Genomic DNA, 18,524 nt, shown 5'->3' with positions numbered 1-18,524 from the left:
ATCTGACGACGCAATCTGCATACGTCAGATACGAAACAGACTCTCATATTTCACAAAAATTCTCGTGAATACATCAAGTATTCACTCCGCTTTTTGTTTCATCTGACGAAAAATTTGACGACGCATCTGTCGCACAATCTTTGTGCGGTATTGCCATAGAGCATTTTGCTCTGACTCTCGCGATTTGATGATTTTATTTTAACAAAAACCACGGATTTTGTCAAGGGTACGCGTGCAACTATCGTATATTTCCAACAGTTTGAATTTGTACGATTTTGATAGCTCAGGACAGTGTTTCCTTCAGTTTCAGGCAAAAATCCATATCATCGTCGGAAGACACTGCAATTCTTTTGTATACCGACTTGCAACCGGAGCAAAAATGTGGTATACTAAGAAAGGCAATGCCGCACAAAGCTTGTACGCACAAAGCTTATAAGATATGCCGTTGAATTTTCCGGCAGACTGCGGTGCAGTATTGCCCTATACCGTTTTACAGCGGAAAATCACCAAAAGGAGCGAAAAATACTATGGCAGATTGCAATCACGAATGCAGTTCCTGTGCCTCCAGCGGCGGATGTCAGGAAAAAGAACAGAATGAACGTGCCATCAACAATACAAAGGGCGTGAAAAAGGTAATCGGTGTTGTCGGCGGAAAAGGCGGCGTGGGAAAATCCCTCGTCACCAGCCTGCTGGCAATCCAGACACGGCGGCTGGGATATGAAACCGCTGTACTGGACGCAGACATCACCGGTCCGTCGATCCCGAAGATCTTCGGCATTCACGACCATGCACAGACAGATGAGCAGAACCTGCTGCCCTATATCGCAGCAGACGGCACCAAGGTCATGTCCCTGAACCTGCTGCTGGAAAACGAAACCGATCCGGTCTTTTGGCGTGGTCCGGTGATCTCCGGCGTTGTCAAGCAGTTCTGGGAAGAAGTTTCGTGGGGCGATGTGGACTTTATGTTTGTGGACATGCCTCCGGGGACCGGTGACGTGCCCCTGACGGTCTTCCAGAGCCTGCCGCTGGACGGCATCATCATTGTTTCCACACCGCAGTCACTGGTTTCCATGATCGTGCAAAAAGCCGTTTCCATGGCACAGCGTATGGATATTCCGGTGCTGGGCATGGTGGAAAACATGCGTTTCATCAAGTGTCCGGACTGCGGCAAGGAGATTCCTCTGTTCGGTTCTGATGATGCAGTAGACAGCACCAACGTGCCGGTTCTGGAGCGGATCCCGCTGGATCCTAAGGTAGCTGCGGCATGTGATGCCGGCTCACTGGCACAGTCTGATGTGACTTATCTGACAAAAACAGCTCAGATTCTGGCAGATTCCTTCGGAGAAAAGAAAAACCAGTAATTTTTTCTGTTTTCCAAAGCGGAAGCGGATTTTTTTCTTGATTTGCAAAAATCCCCGCAAAACGCTTGACAAGTGCGGCAAAATCGGCTATACTGAAAACACAAACAGCAAAGACGCTGTGCAGAGATGCATAAAGTCTTTGCTGTTTTTCTTTTTTGTGAGGAAAAAAGGAAAATCGCAGAAAAGAACGAGAGCAGGACGGTACCGCTGCTCTCCCTATTACTACATCATGGAGAGGTGCATTCTTATGGATCAAAATTCAATTCTTGACCTGATAAACGATAACGTTTACGGTATCTGGTTCCTGGTCGGTGCGGCACTGGTATTCTTTATGCAGTGCGGATTTGCAATGGTAGAAGCGGGCTTCACCAGAGCAAAAAACGCCGGTAACATCATTATGAAAAACCTCATGGACTTTTGCCTCGGCACGGTGGTATTCATTCTCATCGGCTTCGGGCTGCTGTGCGGAGAAGACGTAGCCGGCATCATCGGCAAGCCGGGATTTGACATTTTCTCGGACTATGCAAACTTTGACTGGTCCAGCTTCGTATTCAATCTGGTATTCTGTGCAACAGCAGCAACCATTGTTTCCGGTGCTATGGCAGAACGTACAAAGTTCATTTCTTATTGTATTTATTCCGCTGTCATCTCGGCAGTGATCTACCCGATCGAAACCCACTGGGTATGGGGCGGCGGCTGGCTGTCTCAGCTTTCCACACCGTTCCATGACTTCGCTGGTTCTGGTGTCATTCACATGGTCGGCGGTGTTTCCGCACTGATCGGTGCTGCGATCCTCGGACCCCGTATCGGTAAATTCACCAAGACCAAGGACGGCAAAGTCAAAGCCAATGCGATCCCCGGTCACTCCCTGACCATCGGTGCACTGGGCGTATTCATTCTGTGGTTCGGCTGGTACGGCTTCAACGGTGCCGCTGCCACCTCGGTTCCCCAGCTGGGCACCATTTTCCTGACCACCACCATTGCTCCGGCTCTGGCAACCGTTTCCTGCATGATCTTCACATGGATCAAGTATGGCAAGCCGGACGTTTCCATGTGCCTGAACGCTTCGCTGGCTGGTCTGGTTGCAATCACCGCCGGCTGTGATGTCGTAGATGCATTCGGTTCTGCGATCATCGGTATTGTTGCCGGTCTGCTGGTATGCTTCGGCGTATGGCTGCTGGATCACGTGCTTCACGTGGACGATCCGGTAGGTGCCGTTGCAGTACACTGCCTGAACGGTCTGTGGGGTACACTGGCAGTTGGTCTGTTTGCCACCACTTCTGCTCCGGCAAACGATGTTTATGACGGTCTGTTCTACGGCGGCGGTTTCACCGTACTGGGTACACAGGCTCTGGGTGTTATCTGCATTCTGGCATGGACTTCTGTCACCATTGCACTGACATTCTTCATTATTAAAAAGACGATCGGTCTGCGTGTTTCCGCCGAAGAAGAAGTTCTGGGCCTGGACGCAACCGAACACAATCTGCCCTCTGCATATGCAGACTTTATGCCGTCTACCGTTTCCATGGCTTCCGATGCCGCAGACGCTGCTGCAACTGGTGTCACCATTCCGGAGTCGGAACTCATCATGAAGCCGGCAAACGGTGCCAAGGCAAAGATGACCAAGCTGGTTGTTATGTGCAATCCGGACAGACTGGACGCATTGCAGACAACACTGTCCTCTATGGGTGTCAACGGTGTTACCGTAACACATGTCATGGGCTATGGTTCTCAAAAGGGCAACGAATCCTACTATCGTGGAGTGAAGACCGAGGGCACAAAGCTCCTCAAAAAGGTCAAGGTCGAGGCGGTTGTGGCAAAGATCCCGCCGCAGAAGATCATCGATGCAGTCAAGAAGGTTCTGTACACCGGCAAGATCGGCGACGGCAAGATCTTCGTTTATGATGTAGAAGATGTTGTAAAGATCCGTACCGGCGAAACCGGATATGATGCCCTGCAGGACATCTAAGACATTGGAGTATTGCTGACATGATTTCTCACGCCAACGACCAAAGGGATTTGGTTGGATCATAAAAATGTAGCAATGAGCAGGCAGCACCTGTGGGAAGTATCTCCTACAGGTGCTGCTTGTTTTTCACCGCAAAGGGGAAAGGAAACGCTGCATAAAGCCCGCGGAAAACGCTGGGAATTTTCAGAATATTGCCACGATTTCCGCAAAACAACGCAGCAGCGGCGTTTTTCCCATTCTCAATTCGTCAAAAACGAGGTGCCGTTTCTGGTGGTTTTGCCGAAATCCAGACAAATTTCCTGTGCAGTATTTACATTATCCGGCTGGTATGGTACAATGGTATTATAGTGTGTGCACATAAAAAGACGTGTAAAAAAATACGGAACAGGCTTTTATGTACACACGCTCCAGTGACTTCGAAGAAAGGAAGTTAAAAATGAAAAAAGAACGACAAAATGCAGATCAGGAAGCTCTCTTTGAAGCCATTCTCACGCTGCGTTCCCCTGAGGAATGCTACGCCTTTTTCAAAGACCTCTGCACTTATCAGGAACTGAACGCCATGGCACAGCGGTTACAGGTGGCAAAAATGCTCCACAGCGGACACGTCTTTCATGAAATCGTCGAGGAAACCGGTGCAAGCACTGCCACGATCAGCCGCGTCAACCGTGCCATCAAGGACGGCTGTGACGGCTATCAGATCATCTTCGACCGGACAGAATCGCCGGAACCGCCGAAAGAATAACGGATATTTCCGCAGGCAGTTGCCGCATTGCCTGCGGTTATCATAGGGCAGCACTACACAAAGTCGGCAAACGGACTTTGTGCGGTGTCGCCACAAAAATCGACCAGAAAAATGTGATTGAGAATGTACAACAAGCATGCTGGTGCACATGATAATATGAAGTGTTGTGCCGGCAACAGAAAGGAACGATGTGTAAAATGATTGCAAAACTTCTCCGGCGAATCTCTGCCGGACTCCTGAGCGGTGTCATGATCGCCTCTGCTGCTGTTTCGCCGGTCAGTGCGGCAGTAGTAGACAAGGACAATCCCAACAACTACGACAACTTTGCAGAAGCACTACAGCTGGCACTGTGCTTCTACGATGCCAACAAGTGCGGTGACGAAGTAGCAGACGACGGCTATTACACATGGCGTGGCAACTGTCACGTCAAGGACGGCATGATTCCGCTGGTACCCATGCAAAGTCTGGGCGGCGGCAAAGCCAACGACGACAGCGGTAAAGGTGACGGCGGTGCTTCTGCGGCGGAAGGACTGTACGTGGGCACCAACATGAGCCAGGACTTCATCGATGCCAACAAGAAATACCTCGACCCCGACGGTGACGGCTGCGTAGACCTGACCGGCGGCTGGCACGATGCCGGCGACCACGTGAAGTTCGGTCTGCCGGGCAGCTATTCCGCTTCTACTGTGGGCTGGGGCTACTATGAGTTCCGGGAATCCTATGTGGAAACCGGTCTGCAAAAGCATGTGGAGGACGAACTCCGCTGGATCAACGACTACTTTATGAAAGCCACATTTCTGGACGACGACGGCAATGTGGTGGCGTACTGCTATCAGGTGGGTGAGGGCAACAACGACCACAACTACTGGTGTGCTCCGGAATTGCAGGTAGACGACACCTATGTTGCCACTTCTTCCTGTGCGGTCAAGCGTCCGGCTTATTTCGCCACCACGGAAACACCGGCTTCTGACCAGACCGCCGGTGCAGCAGCTTCCCTTGCGGTGAACTATCTGAACTTCAAGGACACCGATCCGGAATATGCACAGAAGTGTCTGGACTATGCTCTGGCACTGTACGATTTCTCCGTAAAGACGCACCACGAAGTCGGTGACGACACCCTGACAGTAGACAGTCTGGGCTACGACGGCGGTTTCTATACCTCCAGCTATGACTACGATGAACTGTCCTGGGCAGCAGTATGGCTGTACTACTGCACGGAAAACTATGACTACATTGACGACATTATCAGCGTAGACGAATCTGTCACCGGCGAAATGGGTGCTCACCCGTACACCGGCTATATGAAGCGTATCATCAAGGACACCGGCAACTGCTGGCAGAACATCTGGGTGCACTGCTGGGATACCGTCTGGGGCGGCGTATTCGCAAAGCTGGCTCCGGTCACCAACATCTCCCGCGACTGGTATATTTTCCGCTGGAATCTGGAATTCTGGTCCGGTCTGGGTGAAGCCGATGCTGCCAAAGCAGATTTTGACGTACCGGTCACCAAGCACAAGTACTTCGGCATGGACGACCAGCTGTGGAATACCAAGATCACCGCTTCCGAGATTAAAGATCTGCCGGAAACCGATGGTGCATGGATTGCAAAATCTCCGGCTGGCTTCGCGGTAGTTTCCGACTACGGCAGTGCCCGCTACAACACCGCGGCTGGACTGTGTGCAATGGTATACGCCAAGGAAACTGACGACCTGACATTCGCAGAATGGGCAAAAGATCAGATGGAATACATTCTGGGCGACAACCCCATGGGCTATTCCTTTGAAGTCGGCTATGAAAACAGCTATGCCACACACCCGCACCACCGTTCGTCCTCCTGCTCCTCCACACAGAGCATGGACGAACCTGATCCGCAGACACACACCCTGTGGGGTGCTCTGGTCGGCGGTCCGGATCTGAAGGACTATCACAACGATGTCACCAGCGACTACATTTACAATGAAGTTACCGACGACTATAACGCCGGCTTCTGCGGCGACCTTGCGGGACTGTACCACTTCTACGGCACAGAGGGCAAGGAACTGGCAGACAAAAACGCCGTGATTCCAGACTTCAACATGTCTGAAAACGCCAAGGCTGGCTACGAAGTAGACGAGAACACGCCCACCGGCTTCTATGTCACTGCCGGAAAGGCACAGGAAAACAAGGCTGGTCTACAGGTCAAGATCGTGATCCACAACCGCACGATCAATCCGCCGCAGTTCTGTGATGATCTGCGGGTTCGCTACTACTTCAACATTGACGAGCTGACTGCCATTGGCGAAGATATTTCCATGGTGGAAACCCGTGTGGACTATGATGCAGAAAGTGCCATGACCAACAACAAGACCAGTGCTACCATTTCAGAACCTGTCAAGTATGACGACAACGGCACCTACTATATAGAAATCGCATGGGAAAACTGCAACTTCTATGGCAGCCGCGTATATCAGTTCGGTCTGCTGAACAAGATGAATCCGGATACCTATGACACCACATGGGATTCCTCCAACGACTACAGCTACAGCGATCTCATCAGCTTTGAAGATGACAACGACGCGGCGGCAATCACCAAGAAGATCCCTGCTTATGCCAACGGCAAACTGGTCTGGGGCGAAGAACCGGACGGCACCAAGCCTTCCGAAACCACTGACGTTACCACGACCGGCACCACCGACAAGGGCACAGCAACTACCACCACCGCAGCCACTGTTTCCGGCAGTGGTTCAGGCAGCAGCATTCTGTACGGCGATGTCAATCTGGACTCCCGCATTGACATTACCGATGCCGTTCTGTTGAATCGTGCAGTCAGCGACACAGTCAAGCTGAACGAACAGGCTGCTCTGAATGCAGACTGCGATGCCAACGGCGAACTGTCCGGCAACGATGCCGTTGTTCTGCTGAAATTCCTGGTACACATTGAAACCACTCTGCCGGTTTCGGAAACCGCTTAACTATTTATCCAGAATAAGAACTACTTATCCAGAAACAGAAAACGGCTGCATCACGCGAAGATGATGCAGCCGTTTTTTTAGGGCAATACGGAATAAAACTTGTATGCGTGCAAAGCCGTCAGACGCTCTTTGTGCGGTATTGCCCTTAGTATTCTCAAGCCTTTCGCTTCCGTGCCAGTTCCCGCCGGAGGTAGCCCTCCCGCACACCGTACTGACTGATATAAATGGTTTCACACTGCGAAAGTTCCACCAACTCGTCCAGAATCAGCATGCCTGTATAAATGGTATGCAGCCGGTCGGGGCAATTTTTCAGCAGCAGTTCCCGTGCGGTGTTGTCTTTTTTCCAGAGCAGCTTTTCCAGCTTTTTCAGCTGTCCCGTTGTCAGAAGCCGCTGGGTGTCCGGCAGTTCCTGCTGTTCCTGTGCCAGCAGCAGCAGTGAACGAGCCGTACCGCCTACGCCGCACAGGGACGTGTGTGCCGGCAGCCGGTGCAGCTTCCGCTTCTTCAACTCCTTGCGGATCCGTGCCTGTATCTTCTCGCATTCGCTCTGCTTGGGGAACACCTTTCCCACGTATTCTTTTGCCAGCGTCAGCGAGCCAATAGGCAGACTTTCAATCACGCCCGGACCGTCGTGTGCCATAGTCACCAGCTCCGTGCTGCCGCCGCCGATGTCAAACAGCAGCCCATTTTCCAGCGGTGCCTCTACCATGACACCGTAATAGTCCAGATACGCCTCCGCCTGTCCGGAGATCACGTCCACGGAAAATCCAGTCATCAGAAAGATCTGGTCAACCGCCTCCCGCGTGTTCTGAATATTCCGCAGCGAAGCAGTGGCAAAGACAAAACTCCGTTCCATTTCAAACTGGGACAACAGCATACGGCATTCTATCAGCACACCGCAAAGCCTGTGAATCCCCTCCTGCGACATCACGCCGTCCTGAACATAGCCGGCAAGTCCCAGTGTATACTTTTTGGAAAACAATGCGTGAAAGGTGTCGTTTTCTTCCACGGCATAGACGACCATACGCACGGTGTTTGATCCAATATCGATCACTGCATATTTTTTCATGATTTCACTCCTTAAACCAGCCCTGTATCAAATCCATAAATTGCAAGCGATACCGGCTGTCTGGCATTTACAGTATCATTCTATTTTATTATACGACAAAGATCTTCCCTGATACAAGCGAAATTATTCAAACGTACCGTTAAATTCTGGTTAATTCCGTAATCGTTCAACTTAACAAAAACATAACATATATTTTACATGTTTAAGATGTCAGAATATCGACAAATCTTTTATAATATAATTAGGGAAATACTGAATAAAGCTTGTGCGTGAGATGTATTGTCAGATTTTTCGGCAAATCGTGTGCAGAGCCATTAGGCAAACTTTATGCAGTGTTGCCGTTTCTAAGGCAATACCGCACAAAGATTGTGCGACAGATGCGTCGTCAAATTTTTCGTCAGATGAAACAAAAAGCGGAGTGAATACTTGCTGTATTCACGAGCATTTTTGTGAAATATGAGAGTCTGTTTCGTATCTGACGTATGCAGATTGCGTCGTCAGATTTTTTGAGAGATGAGGGGAAAAACGGAGAAAATCCTTTGTGGATTTTCGAGTATTTTCCCGAAATATCTCGGAAAATATGCACGCAAGATGCGTGCGGGAAGATACGAAACAGGCTCTGAAGGGAAATTTGCAAGCAGATGGCGTGCAAAGTCGCCAGACGCTCTTTGTGCGGTATTGCCCTAATACATTACTGAATAACTGCAATCGGAGGGATTGTAATGAACGCAAACTGTTATGACAATCGAGAACTTTCCTGGCTGAAATTTAATCAGCGGGTATTGGAAGAAGCCAGGGACGAAGCCAATCCCCTGTGTGAACGGCTGTCGTTTCTCTCCATTTTCCAGAGCAATCTGGACGAATTTTTCATGGTACGCTGCGGTTCTTTGTACGACCAGATGTGCGAAGACCCCCACTTCCGCGAAAACAAAACCAATATGACCTGTAAGGAACAGCTGACTGCAATCTATGCACGGGTGCGGGAACTGCTCCGTGACAAGGACGATGCTTATTCCGACCTGCGTGCAGAACTGAGCATGCAGGGCGTGGACATTGTAGATTTCCACACCATTACCACAGAGGAGGCGGCATGGCTGGAAGCCTATTTCAAGGCAGAGATCGAGCCGCTGCTGTCCCCCCAGATCATCGGCAAAAAGCAGCCCTTCCCGTTCCTCCAGAACAAGAACATCTATGCCGTTGTGGTACTGGAAAAGAAAGGCACAGAAAAGCTGGGCCTTGTGCCGTGCAGCAGCGGCGTATTTCCGAAAATCGTTTCACTGCCCACCGGCAAGAACCGGTTCATTCTGTCAGAAGAACTAATCCTGCACTTTGCACCGGAGATTTTCTCCCGCCACACTATCAAGAGCAAGTCCCTGATCCGGATCATTCGCAACGCAGACATTGAACCGGACGAACGCATGGAAGAAGAATGCGACTACCGCGAAGCAATGGAACAGCTGATTCGTGACCGGAAAAAGCTTTGCCCGATCAAGCTGGAATTCTCCCGCCTGATGGACACTGCTGTCATTCACTCACTGTGCAACTACCTGAATCTGACAGAAGAACAGGTGTTCTACTCAGAGGCTCCGCTGAATCTCTCTGTACTGTCGGTGGTACGGGATATGCTCCGCCACAACAAGTGCCTGTTCTATCAGCGGCGGGTTCCGCAGAAGCCGGCATGGCGGGATATATCCAAACGCATGATCGAACAAGTAGAGGAACAGGACCGTTTTCTGGCATTCCCCTACGAAAGCATCCGCCCGTTCCTCACCCTGCTGAACGAAGCCGGCAGAGATCCGCAGGTCGTTTCCATTAAAATGACCCTGTACCGCGTTGCTTCCAACAGTAAAATTGTAGAAGCCCTGATCGAAGCGGCAGAAAACGGCAAGGACGTAGTGGTTCTGGTAGAACTGCGGGCTCGGTTCGACGAGGAAAACAACATTGAATGGTCCCGCCGTCTGGAAGATGCCGGCTGCCGCATCATCTACGGACTGGACAACCTGAAAGTACACAGCAAGCTTTGCCTGATCACCAAAAAAGTGGGCACGGAAATTTCCTATATCACACAGGTGGGTACCGGCAACTATAACGAAAAAACCTCTGCCATTTACACAGACTATTCCCTGATGACCGCCAACCACGACATCGGTCTGGAAGCCAATCGGGTATTCCATGCACTCTGTCTGGGACAGACTGTGGAACACACCGAGCATCTGCTGGTAGCACCGAAGTGCCTGCAAAACAAGCTGGCAGATATGATCGACGAGCAGACGGAACTGGCGAAATCCGGAATGCCTGCCTATATCGGCATCAAGATCAACTCGCTGACAGACAAATACCTGATCGAAAAACTGATCGCTGCTTCACAGGCTGGCGTAAAAATCGAAATGATCGTTCGCGGCATCAGCTGCCTGATCGCAGGCGTTCCGGAACTGACAGAAAATATCTCTGTTCGCAGCATTGTGGGACGTTTTCTGGAACACACCCGCATCTATATCTTCGGGGCACACGAAAACTGCAAGGTATACATTGCCTCTGCGGACTGGATGACCCGAAACACCAGACGGCGTGTGGAAGTTGCCGCACCGATTTATGATGCAGACATCAAGCACCGCATTCTGGATATGTTCGATGTGATGATGACGGACAACGTCAAGGCTCGGGTACAGCAGCCGGACGGCACCTATACCAGAGAGCCGGCACAGGAACCGCTGATCAATTCACAGGAATACTTCTACGAACAGGCGTATGAGGCTCTGGAAAAGGCAGAAGCAGAAGAAGAAACCGCTGATGCAGACAGCAATTCCACAAAAAATTGACAAATTCTTTTCACTGTGATATAATGAAAAGCGTTGGTGCAGACACTGTGCCAACGCTTTTTTCAGTGTTTTCTAGGGCAAAGGAAGTGTATACATATGAATCACGCAGAAAAAGCGAGAGATCTCTTTCGGGAGGGCTATAACTGTGCCCAGTCGGTCGTAGGGGCATTTCATGAGGAAATGGGGCTGTCCCTGTCAGAAGCGACGCGGCTGGCATCTTCTTTCGGCGGCGGCATGGGTGGACTGCGGGAGACCTGCGGTGCTGTCACCGGCATGTTTCTGGTTGCCGGCATGCTGATGGGATATGACGACCCTGCGGATTACGACGGAAAAAAGGCTCATTATGCCCGTATCCGCCAGCTGGCTGAGCAGTTTCGCCAGAAGCATGACACGCTGGTCTGTCGGGAACTGCTGCGATCCCTGCCGGAGAAACTCCAGAAAGACCCGCAGCCGCGTACCGAACAATATTACAAGGTACGCCCCTGTGTGCGGTTCGTGGAAACAGCAGCGGAACTGCTGGACGAAATGCTGCAAGAGCAGTGACGGAAAAATTGACGAAACAAAAATGCCTGCGAAGAATGGTCTTTGCAGACATTTTCTCTGGAATTTCACGAACACTGATACGCTTTCCGCAGCTTTTCAATGGCGTGTTTTTCCAGCCGTGAAATGTACGACCGCGAGATTCCCAGCTTTTTTGCCACTTCCCGCTGTGTCATAGGAGCACAGCCATACAGCCCGTACCGCTGCACCAGAATTTCCGTTTCCCGCGGGGTGAGGAACTGCTGCAAGTACTGGTACAGCTGCTTCGACTGCATCAGCGTATCCACCATTTCCGGAAGGTCGGTGCCGTCGTCAATGATGTCCATCAGTGTCAGCTGGTTGCCGTCACCGTCGGTTTCGATCGGCTCCCCCATATAGATCTGATCGGCATGTTTTTTCTTGGCACGGAAGTTCATCAGAATTTCATTCTCAATGCACCGGCTGGCATAGGTGGCGAACCTTGCCCCTTTGGAGCAGTCGAAAGAGTCCACCGCTTTCACCAGCCCAATGGTGCCGATCGAGATCAGTTCCTCCTGCTCCGGCTGGGGCATGCCGTACTTTTTGATGATGTGTGCCACCAGCCGCATATTGTGCAGGATCAGCTTTTCCCGTGCACTGCGGTCGCCGGCCGCCATCGCCTCAAAGCAAGCCTGCTCCTCCTCTTTTTTCAGGGGCTTCCGGAACGAACCCGCCTCTCCCACATGGAGAAAAAAGCAGAAAAAATGTTGAAACAACTGCAAAAACATCGAATCACCTCAAGGCAGTGTATGCGTGAGGGATTGTACGGTATGCCGATTGGGGCGGGAAATTGTAAGAGCTTGTGTTCATCGGTTCAGCACATGTCTTTTCGGCAAATTTTCCTGCTGAACTTCGTCAAATATCCTTGCAATACGACAGTATTCCTGCGGATATTTTCCTTGTCAGCATAAAAATTATGCTCGAAAATCCGCATACTTTACCGATGAACACAAGCTCTAATTCATTTTATTTTTTGGGTAGATTATTAAACTGTAACAAGTACTTGATTTGTGCTTTTCTTTTGTAACAAATGCAAAAGAATCATCATATGGCAATATACAATAATAATCCAGAGATGGTGATACCGAAATATTAAATTTCGCAGACTCCTCAATAGATGCCGCATATGATTCTTCATATACTACTTTATTATCTTTTACAAATAAAATCCTTGATCTAAAATTTGACTGAGGATCATACTCAATTTTCCAAATATCTTCCAGTGTTTCAGAAGAATATCCCATTGCGAAAAAATCAGCTGAAGCAATAATTGCTCTATCCCATTCAAAATTGGTAACGGTTTTCAATTCGACCATACATTCATCGTTTCCCGAAGTTTCGATCTCATCTATTATACCTTGAGCTACCGAACCAAGTTCGTTTTCTTGGCATTTTGAAATAGATACAACGGTTGTAAATGCTATGATTAGAAATATAATGATAAAAACACACTTTAATTTTTTCATGGCGAGTTAACTCCTTTTTTTCTTTGTCTTACGATATCTGCAACAGTATTAATGTCGCCTCTTAGTTCATTTTGATCCAAGAAAAATTTTTTTAATTGCTTCCCCTTGCTCGTCTGTCAAATCACTTTCGTAATTTGTTGCTTCATACTCTTTTTTCATGTCTCCTATTATATCACTTTTTCGCTATGAACACAAGCTCTAAGTTTTCCGAATTTGAAAATTGCTTTCTTGACAAATCCGGCGTTGTATGCTAAACTATAAGAATGAGTGTATGTCAACTGCCGGCAAATGCCGGATAATTTTGAAAAAAAGGTGGAACTGTAACAATGAAATTAGGTATGGTCGGGCTGCCCAATGTGGGAAAAAGCACGCTGTTCAATGCTCTGACAAATGCCGGAGCAGAATCCGCAAACTATCCGTTCTGCACCATTGAAAAAAATGTGGGTATCGTTTCTGTGCCGGACGCTCGTCTGGACAAGCTGGCAGAAATGTATGAACCGAACAAGTTCACACCGGCAACGCTGGAATTTGTAGACATTGCCGGTCTGGTAAAGGGTGCCTCCAAGGGCGAAGGTCTGGGCAACAAGTTTCTGGGCGACATCCGCGAAGTCGATGCCATTGTACACGTGGTTCGCTGCTTCGAGGACGACAACATTATTCACGTAGACGGCAGAATCAATCCGGCTTCCGACATCGAAACCATCAATCTGGAACTGATCTTCTCCGATATGGAAATGGTAGCACGCCGCATTGACCGCACCAAGAAAGCTCTCAAGGGTGACAAGAAATTACAGGTACAGGTGGACTTTCTGGAACGTTTGCAGGCACATCTGGAAGAAGGCAAGTCTGCCCGCGGTTTTGATTTCACAGAGGACGAGTTGAGCTGGATCCACGACATGCCCCTGCTGTCCGCAAAGCCAGTCATCTACGCTGCCAACATGAGCGAAGAAGATTTCCGTAACGGCGTGGACAAGAACGAACATTATCAGGAAGTCAAGGCAATTGCCGAAGCCGAACATGCCGCAGTGCTGCCGATCTGTGCCAAGATCGAAGAAGACATTGCCGACATGGAAGCAGACGACAAGGCAATGTTTCTGGAAGATCTGGGGCTGGAAGAATCTGGTCTGAACCGTATCATTCGGGAGGGCTATTCCCTGCTGGGACTGATTTCCTACCTCACTGCCGGCAAGCAGGAAGTCCGTGCGTGGACCATTACCAAGGGCACAAAGGCTCCGCAGGCTGCCGGAAAAATCCACACGGATTTCGAAAAGGGCTTTATCCGTGCGGAAGTCGTTTCCTATGATGACCTCATGGCATGCGGTTCTATGGCGGCTGCCAAGGAAAAAGGACTGGTTCGTCTGGAAGGCAAGGACTATGTCATGCAGGACGGCGACATTGTGCTGTTCCGGTTTAACGTATAAACACACAGGACATAACATACGGCAACACAGGCTTTTACAACGAGGCAGAATGCAGATGCATTCCTGCCTCGTTTTTCGCCGCAGCCATGCGGCAGCAACAAAAGGCAATACCGCACAAAGAGCGTCTGGCAACTTTGCACGCCATCTGCTTGCAAATTTTCCTTTAGAGCCTGTTTCGTATCTTCTCGCACGCATCTTGCGTGCATATTTTCCGAGATATTTCGGGAAAATACTCGAAAATCCACAAAGGATTTTCTCCGTTTTTCCCTTCATCTCTCAAAAATCTGACGACGCAATCTGCATGCGTCAGATACGAAACAGACTCTCATATTTCACAAAAATGCTCGTGAATACATCAAGTATTCACTCCGCTTTTTGTTTCATCTGACGAAAAATTTGACGACGCATCTGTCGCACAATCTTTGTGCGGTATTGCCAAAAATATATTCCAGAAAGGAAGTCCATATATGCAGGTAAAAGAAAAGAAACTCTCTGTTTTTGAAATTGACTCTGTCCCAAGGGCAGTGGCAACGCTGGCGATCCCCTCTGTCCTGAGCATGCTGGTCACCGTGCTGTACAACATGGTGGACACGGTTTTCGTGGGACAGACCCACGATCCCTACCAGATGAACGCGGTTTCCATGGCGACACCGGTGTTTATGATCCTTATGGCATTCGGAAATTTGTTCGGCATCGGCGGCTGTGCCTTTATCTCCCGTTCGCTGGGAGCGAGAGAGTACGACCGCGTGAAAAAGATCAGCAGCTTCAGCTTCTGGGGTGCCGTTGTGGTGGGATTGCTGGCAACATTTGCCCTGACACTGGGTGTCAGCTGGATCCTGCCGCTGGTAGGAGCCGATGCCGCTTCCAACATCGCCAATATTTCCAAGGATATTTCCGGCGAAGCCTATGACCGTCTGGTCAGCAACTATCAGAATCTGGAACAGTACACCCGCGACTATCTGTTCTACATCGGCATCGGTGCCATTCCCACTGTGCTGAGCAGTGCCATGAGCAATCTGGTCAAGGGCGAGGGTGCTGCAAAAGTATCTATGTTCGGCATGATGATCGGTGCTGTGACCAACATCATTCTGGATCCCATTATGATTCTGGCAATGGGCATGGGTGTCAAAGGTGCAGCCATTGCCACCAGTATCGGCAACACGGTTGCGATGCTGTTCTACTTCATTTACCTGAAAGTCAGCCACACCATGCTGACGGCAAATCCCAAGCACTTCGCCATGAAAGGCGGCATTTTCACTGGCGTGTTCTCCATTGGCATTCCCATGTTTTTCACCAACGTGCTGATGAGCCTTTCCAATCTGGTACTGAATCGCCTGCTGAACAACATCGACGTTCTCGCCACCGGCGGCATGGGCATTGCCATGAAAGCCAACATGCTGGTAGTGTTCCTCCAGCTGGGCATTGGTATTGGTATCCAGCCGCTGGTCGGCTTCCACTACGGGGCACGGAATTTCGCGAAGATGACAAAAGTCGTGCGGTTCAGCATGGCTTGCACACTGGTCATTGGCACGATAATGACGGCACTGTATTTCCTGTTTACCGAACCGATCATCAGCATTTTCATGACAGCCGGTTCTTCCGGTTCTGTGGCAGATGTCACTGCCCAGCAGGGTTATGCCGTGAAAATGCTGCGGGCACTGATGGTTTCCGGACCGTTCCTCGGCATTATCTTTGTCAATAATAACGCATTCCAAGGCATGGGACACGGTCTGGCATCGTTGATTCTTTCCGTCAGCCGTCAGGGGTTTGTTTTCCTGCCGGTGCTGTTTATCGCCAATGCGTTGGTCGGACTGGACGGTCTGATTTTCGCCCAGCCGATTGCAGACATCTGCTCGGTGATTATGGCTCTCGTGATGATGGAAATGATTAAGCATAAGGATAAAAAGCTTTTGACTCCGGGAATTCGGAAAGCGTGAACTGCATCTAAAAAAACAAAAACAGCGTCAGGAAACTGACGCTGTTTTTTTATGATTCATCTTCGTGTGGTGCGTTGCCGCATAGTACAAGTGCAACTCGAACTCTTTTCTTTTTTTGCTTCTTTTTTTCTTTTCAGCAAAGAAGCGGCGGGTCAGCCCGTCGCCCAGCGGAAATGGCGACGGCAGACTTGCTCAAGGATAGCAAGCCGCCGCTGACCTTACGCCCCAATTTCAAGAGCGAAAAGGGTAGTGTTACGGCGGCAGCAGCCACCTATTCGCCCCGCCGGGGGATTTTTGATGATCGAAAAATGTTATACCTTCGGGTGATGCATTGCCGTACAGTACAAGTGAAACTCGAACTCTTTTCTTTTTTTGCTTCTTTTTTCTTTTCAGCAAAGAAGCGGCGGGTCGCCGCTGACCTTACGCCCCAATTTCAAGAGTGAAAAGGGTAGTGTTACGGCGGCAGCAGCCGCCTGTATGCCCCGCCGGGGGATTTTTGATGATCGAAAAATGTTATACCTTCGGGTGATGCATTGCCGTACAGTACAAGTGAAATGCGAACTCTTTTCTTTTTTTGCTTCTTTTTTTCTTTTCAGCAAAGAAAAAAAGAAGCGTAACTCCTTGTGAAACCGGCTGGCTGTTGTAGCAGGTAACCCCTCAGTCACCTGCGGTGACAGCTCCCCTAAAGGGGAGCCTAGAAATACAAACTTGCAAACGCCGTATGAAATAAAGTCACCCGCCTGCACCAAAAAAACACCTGAATATCAACATTACCGATACAGGCAAGGGCAACAATCGGCGTTGGCAAGTCCCAGGCGGACAGCGAGGTACGAGCGAATTCCGCCGGACGGTTTCGACACGGCTGCCCTAGAAATTATGCAAAGAACTCTTCCTCTTGGACAAGTCTGCGGAGCGATGTGGGCATCGCCCCCTACACATTCCAAGAGATTCATCTAAAGCATCAAGAAAAGAGAAACAAATAATTCCGCTTAATCCAGTATTTCGTAACTTTTTATATCGTTTTCGGTAAGAGTAATAGAACTGCCATCGTCAATATCAAAACATATTGCGTCTACTTCCTCGTCATTTTCATCTTCTCCGACACACGGAAATGCACTGTAGCCGATATATACAGCTCCACTTTTACTAACGATTTTTGCCCTGTGTCCTTCAATCAAGTCAATTTTTCTGTTCCAAATCACATCTTTGAACGGGCTCATTTTCGCTCTTACCTTTCCATTCCGATTGCCGCATCAACCGCCCGCAGTTCTTCCTCCGTCAGCGGTTCCTGTCCGACGATCTGGAGCGTATCGATAAGCTGTTCCGGACGGGACGCACCTACCAGCACGCTGGTCACTGCCTTTTGCCGCAAAATCCAGCAGAGTGCCAGCTGTGCCAGCGTCTGTCCCCTGCCCTGTGCGATCGCCTGTAGCTGCCGCAGCTGGGAGAGCCGTTCTTCCGTCAGCTGGGATTCCTGCAGGAATCTGCCGTCAGTCCGAATCCGGCTATCCTCCGGAATGCCGTGGAGATACCGGTCTGTCAGCATGCCCTGTGCCAGCGGACTGTAGATGATCACGCCCTTTTGCAGCTGCTCGCTTGCCGTCAAGATGCCGTTTTTCTCCGAAACACGATCGAGAATGGAGTACCGGTTCTGGTTGATGATGAACGGGCAGTGCAGCTGTTCCAGAATCGCCGCCGCACGGCTCATGGTTTCCCCGTCATAGTTGGACAAGCCCACGTACAACGCCTTGCCGCTTTGCACTGCCTGTGCCAGTGCTCCCATGGTTTCCTCCAGCGGTGTTTCCGGATCCGGACGGTGGTGATAGAAAATGTCCACATAGTCCAGCCCCAGCCGCTGCAAACTCTGATCCAGACTTGCCAGCAGATATTTCCGGCTGCCCCATTCACCATAGGGGCCTTCCCACATGTCATAGCCTGCCTTGGTGCTGATGACCAGTTCGTCACGATGTCCGGCAAATATGGTTTTCAGCAGCTTGCCGAAGTTCCGTTCCGCAGCACCTGCCGGCGGACCGTAGTTGTTTGCCAAATCAAAATGTGTGATGCCGCCGTCAAATGCGGTTTCACAGAGCTGTGCCATGTGCTCCAGACTGTTGGTATCGCCAAAGTTATGCCACAGTCCCATCGAAAGCAGCGGCAGTTTCAGACCGCTTCTGCCGCACCGGCGGTATTCCATTTGGGTATAGCGTTCTGCATTCGGAATGTATGCCATT

Annotated in this window: 15 protein-coding genes; 10 read left to right on the top strand and 5 right to left on the bottom strand. The window is 50.0% G+C overall.

Annotated elements, in window-relative coordinates:
- Positions 1–527 precede the first annotated feature (527 nt).
- From DXB92_RS07485 to DXB92_RS07470, 5 genes are all read left to right on the top strand, one after another.
- A complete protein-coding gene (locus tag DXB92_RS07485) occupies positions 528–1,361 on the top strand; it encodes an Mrp/NBP35 family ATP-binding protein (protein ID WP_021681619.1) in 834 nt (277 codons plus the stop codon).
- A 247-nt stretch (positions 1,362–1,608) separates the two neighbouring features.
- Positions 1,609–3,330 (top strand): ammonium transporter, encoded by a 1,722-nt coding sequence (locus DXB92_RS07480; protein WP_021681621.1) that lies wholly within the window; start codon positions 1,609–1,611, stop codon positions 3,328–3,330.
- A 54-nt stretch (positions 3,331–3,384) separates the two neighbouring features.
- Positions 3,385–3,678: a hypothetical protein gene (locus DXB92_RS13350; protein ID WP_147330034.1), complete on the top strand. Its 294-nt coding sequence runs from the start codon at positions 3,385–3,387 to the stop codon at positions 3,676–3,678.
- An 88-nt stretch (positions 3,679–3,766) separates the two neighbouring features.
- Positions 3,767–4,072, top strand: coding sequence for a YerC/YecD family TrpR-related protein (locus DXB92_RS07475; RefSeq protein ID WP_040647157.1), 306 nt, complete (start codon positions 3,767–3,769; stop codon positions 4,070–4,072).
- Between the two features lie 197 nt (positions 4,073–4,269).
- Positions 4,270–7,023: a glycoside hydrolase family 9 protein gene (locus DXB92_RS07470; RefSeq protein WP_242986622.1), complete on the top strand. Its 2,754-nt coding sequence runs from the start codon at positions 4,270–4,272 to the stop codon at positions 7,021–7,023.
- A 154-nt stretch (positions 7,024–7,177) separates the two neighbouring features.
- Here the strand turns inward: DXB92_RS07470 and DXB92_RS07465 are convergent, their stop codons facing one another.
- Complete coding sequence (locus DXB92_RS07465; protein ID WP_117733388.1) at positions 7,178–8,092, bottom strand: phosphatase; 915 nt, start codon at positions 8,090–8,092, stop codon at positions 7,178–7,180.
- A gap of 722 nt (positions 8,093–8,814) precedes the next feature.
- Here DXB92_RS07465 and ppk1 point away from each other — a divergent pair.
- Positions 8,815–10,911, top strand: a complete 2,097-nt coding sequence (gene ppk1, locus DXB92_RS07460) for a polyphosphate kinase 1 (protein WP_117733387.1) — start codon at positions 8,815–8,817, stop codon at positions 10,909–10,911.
- Positions 10,912–11,007: 96 nt separating this feature from the next.
- Positions 11,008–11,454 carry a C-GCAxxG-C-C family protein gene (locus DXB92_RS07455; RefSeq protein ID WP_021683693.1) on the top strand — a complete coding sequence of 149 codons (447 nt, stop codon included), beginning with the start codon at positions 11,008–11,010 and terminating at the stop codon, positions 11,452–11,454.
- A gap of 65 nt (positions 11,455–11,519) precedes the next feature.
- Here DXB92_RS07455 and sigK read toward each other — a convergent pair whose 3' ends face one another.
- Positions 11,520–12,191 carry an RNA polymerase sporulation sigma factor SigK gene (gene sigK, locus DXB92_RS07450; protein WP_242823526.1) on the bottom strand — a complete coding sequence of 224 codons (672 nt, stop codon included), beginning with the start codon at positions 12,189–12,191 and terminating at the stop codon, positions 11,520–11,522.
- A 234-nt stretch (positions 12,192–12,425) separates the two neighbouring features.
- Positions 12,426–12,935: a hypothetical protein gene (locus DXB92_RS07445; RefSeq protein ID WP_117733386.1), complete on the bottom strand. Its 510-nt coding sequence runs from the start codon at positions 12,933–12,935 to the stop codon at positions 12,426–12,428.
- Positions 12,936–13,261: 326 nt separating this feature from the next.
- Between DXB92_RS07445 and ychF the strand changes: the two genes are divergently transcribed.
- The 3 genes from ychF (at position 13,262) to DXB92_RS07430 (ending at position 16,736) form a co-directional block, all read left to right on the top strand.
- Complete coding sequence (ychF, locus tag DXB92_RS07440; RefSeq protein ID WP_117733385.1) at positions 13,262–14,356, top strand: redox-regulated ATPase YchF; 1,095 nt, start codon at positions 13,262–13,264, stop codon at positions 14,354–14,356.
- A gap of 467 nt (positions 14,357–14,823) precedes the next feature.
- Complete coding sequence (locus tag DXB92_RS07435; RefSeq protein ID WP_117733384.1) at positions 14,824–16,293, top strand: MATE family efflux transporter; 1,470 nt, start codon at positions 14,824–14,826, stop codon at positions 16,291–16,293.
- A 173-nt stretch (positions 16,294–16,466) separates the two neighbouring features.
- Positions 16,467–16,736 (top strand): hypothetical protein, encoded by a 270-nt coding sequence (locus DXB92_RS07430; protein WP_117733383.1) that lies wholly within the window; start codon positions 16,467–16,469, stop codon positions 16,734–16,736.
- 546 nt (positions 16,737–17,282) lie between these two features.
- On the opposite strand, the gene DXB92_RS07425 is transcribed toward DXB92_RS07430, so the two are convergent.
- Positions 17,283–17,513 (bottom strand): hypothetical protein, encoded by a 231-nt coding sequence (locus tag DXB92_RS07425; RefSeq protein ID WP_117733382.1) that lies wholly within the window; start codon positions 17,511–17,513, stop codon positions 17,283–17,285.
- Positions 17,514–17,521: 8 nt separating this feature from the next.
- Positions 17,522–18,523, bottom strand: a complete 1,002-nt coding sequence (locus DXB92_RS07420; protein ID WP_117733381.1) for an aldo/keto reductase — start codon at positions 18,521–18,523, stop codon at positions 17,522–17,524.
- Position 18,524 lies beyond the last annotated feature (1 nt).

Origin of the sequence: Ruminococcus sp. OM06-36AC, from assembly GCF_003438725.1 — a bacterium.
GTDB classification, from domain to species: domain Bacteria; phylum Bacillota; class Clostridia; order Oscillospirales; family Ruminococcaceae; genus Ruminococcus_C; species Ruminococcus_C callidus.
This window is presented reverse-complemented; position numbering and strand designations above follow the sequence as displayed.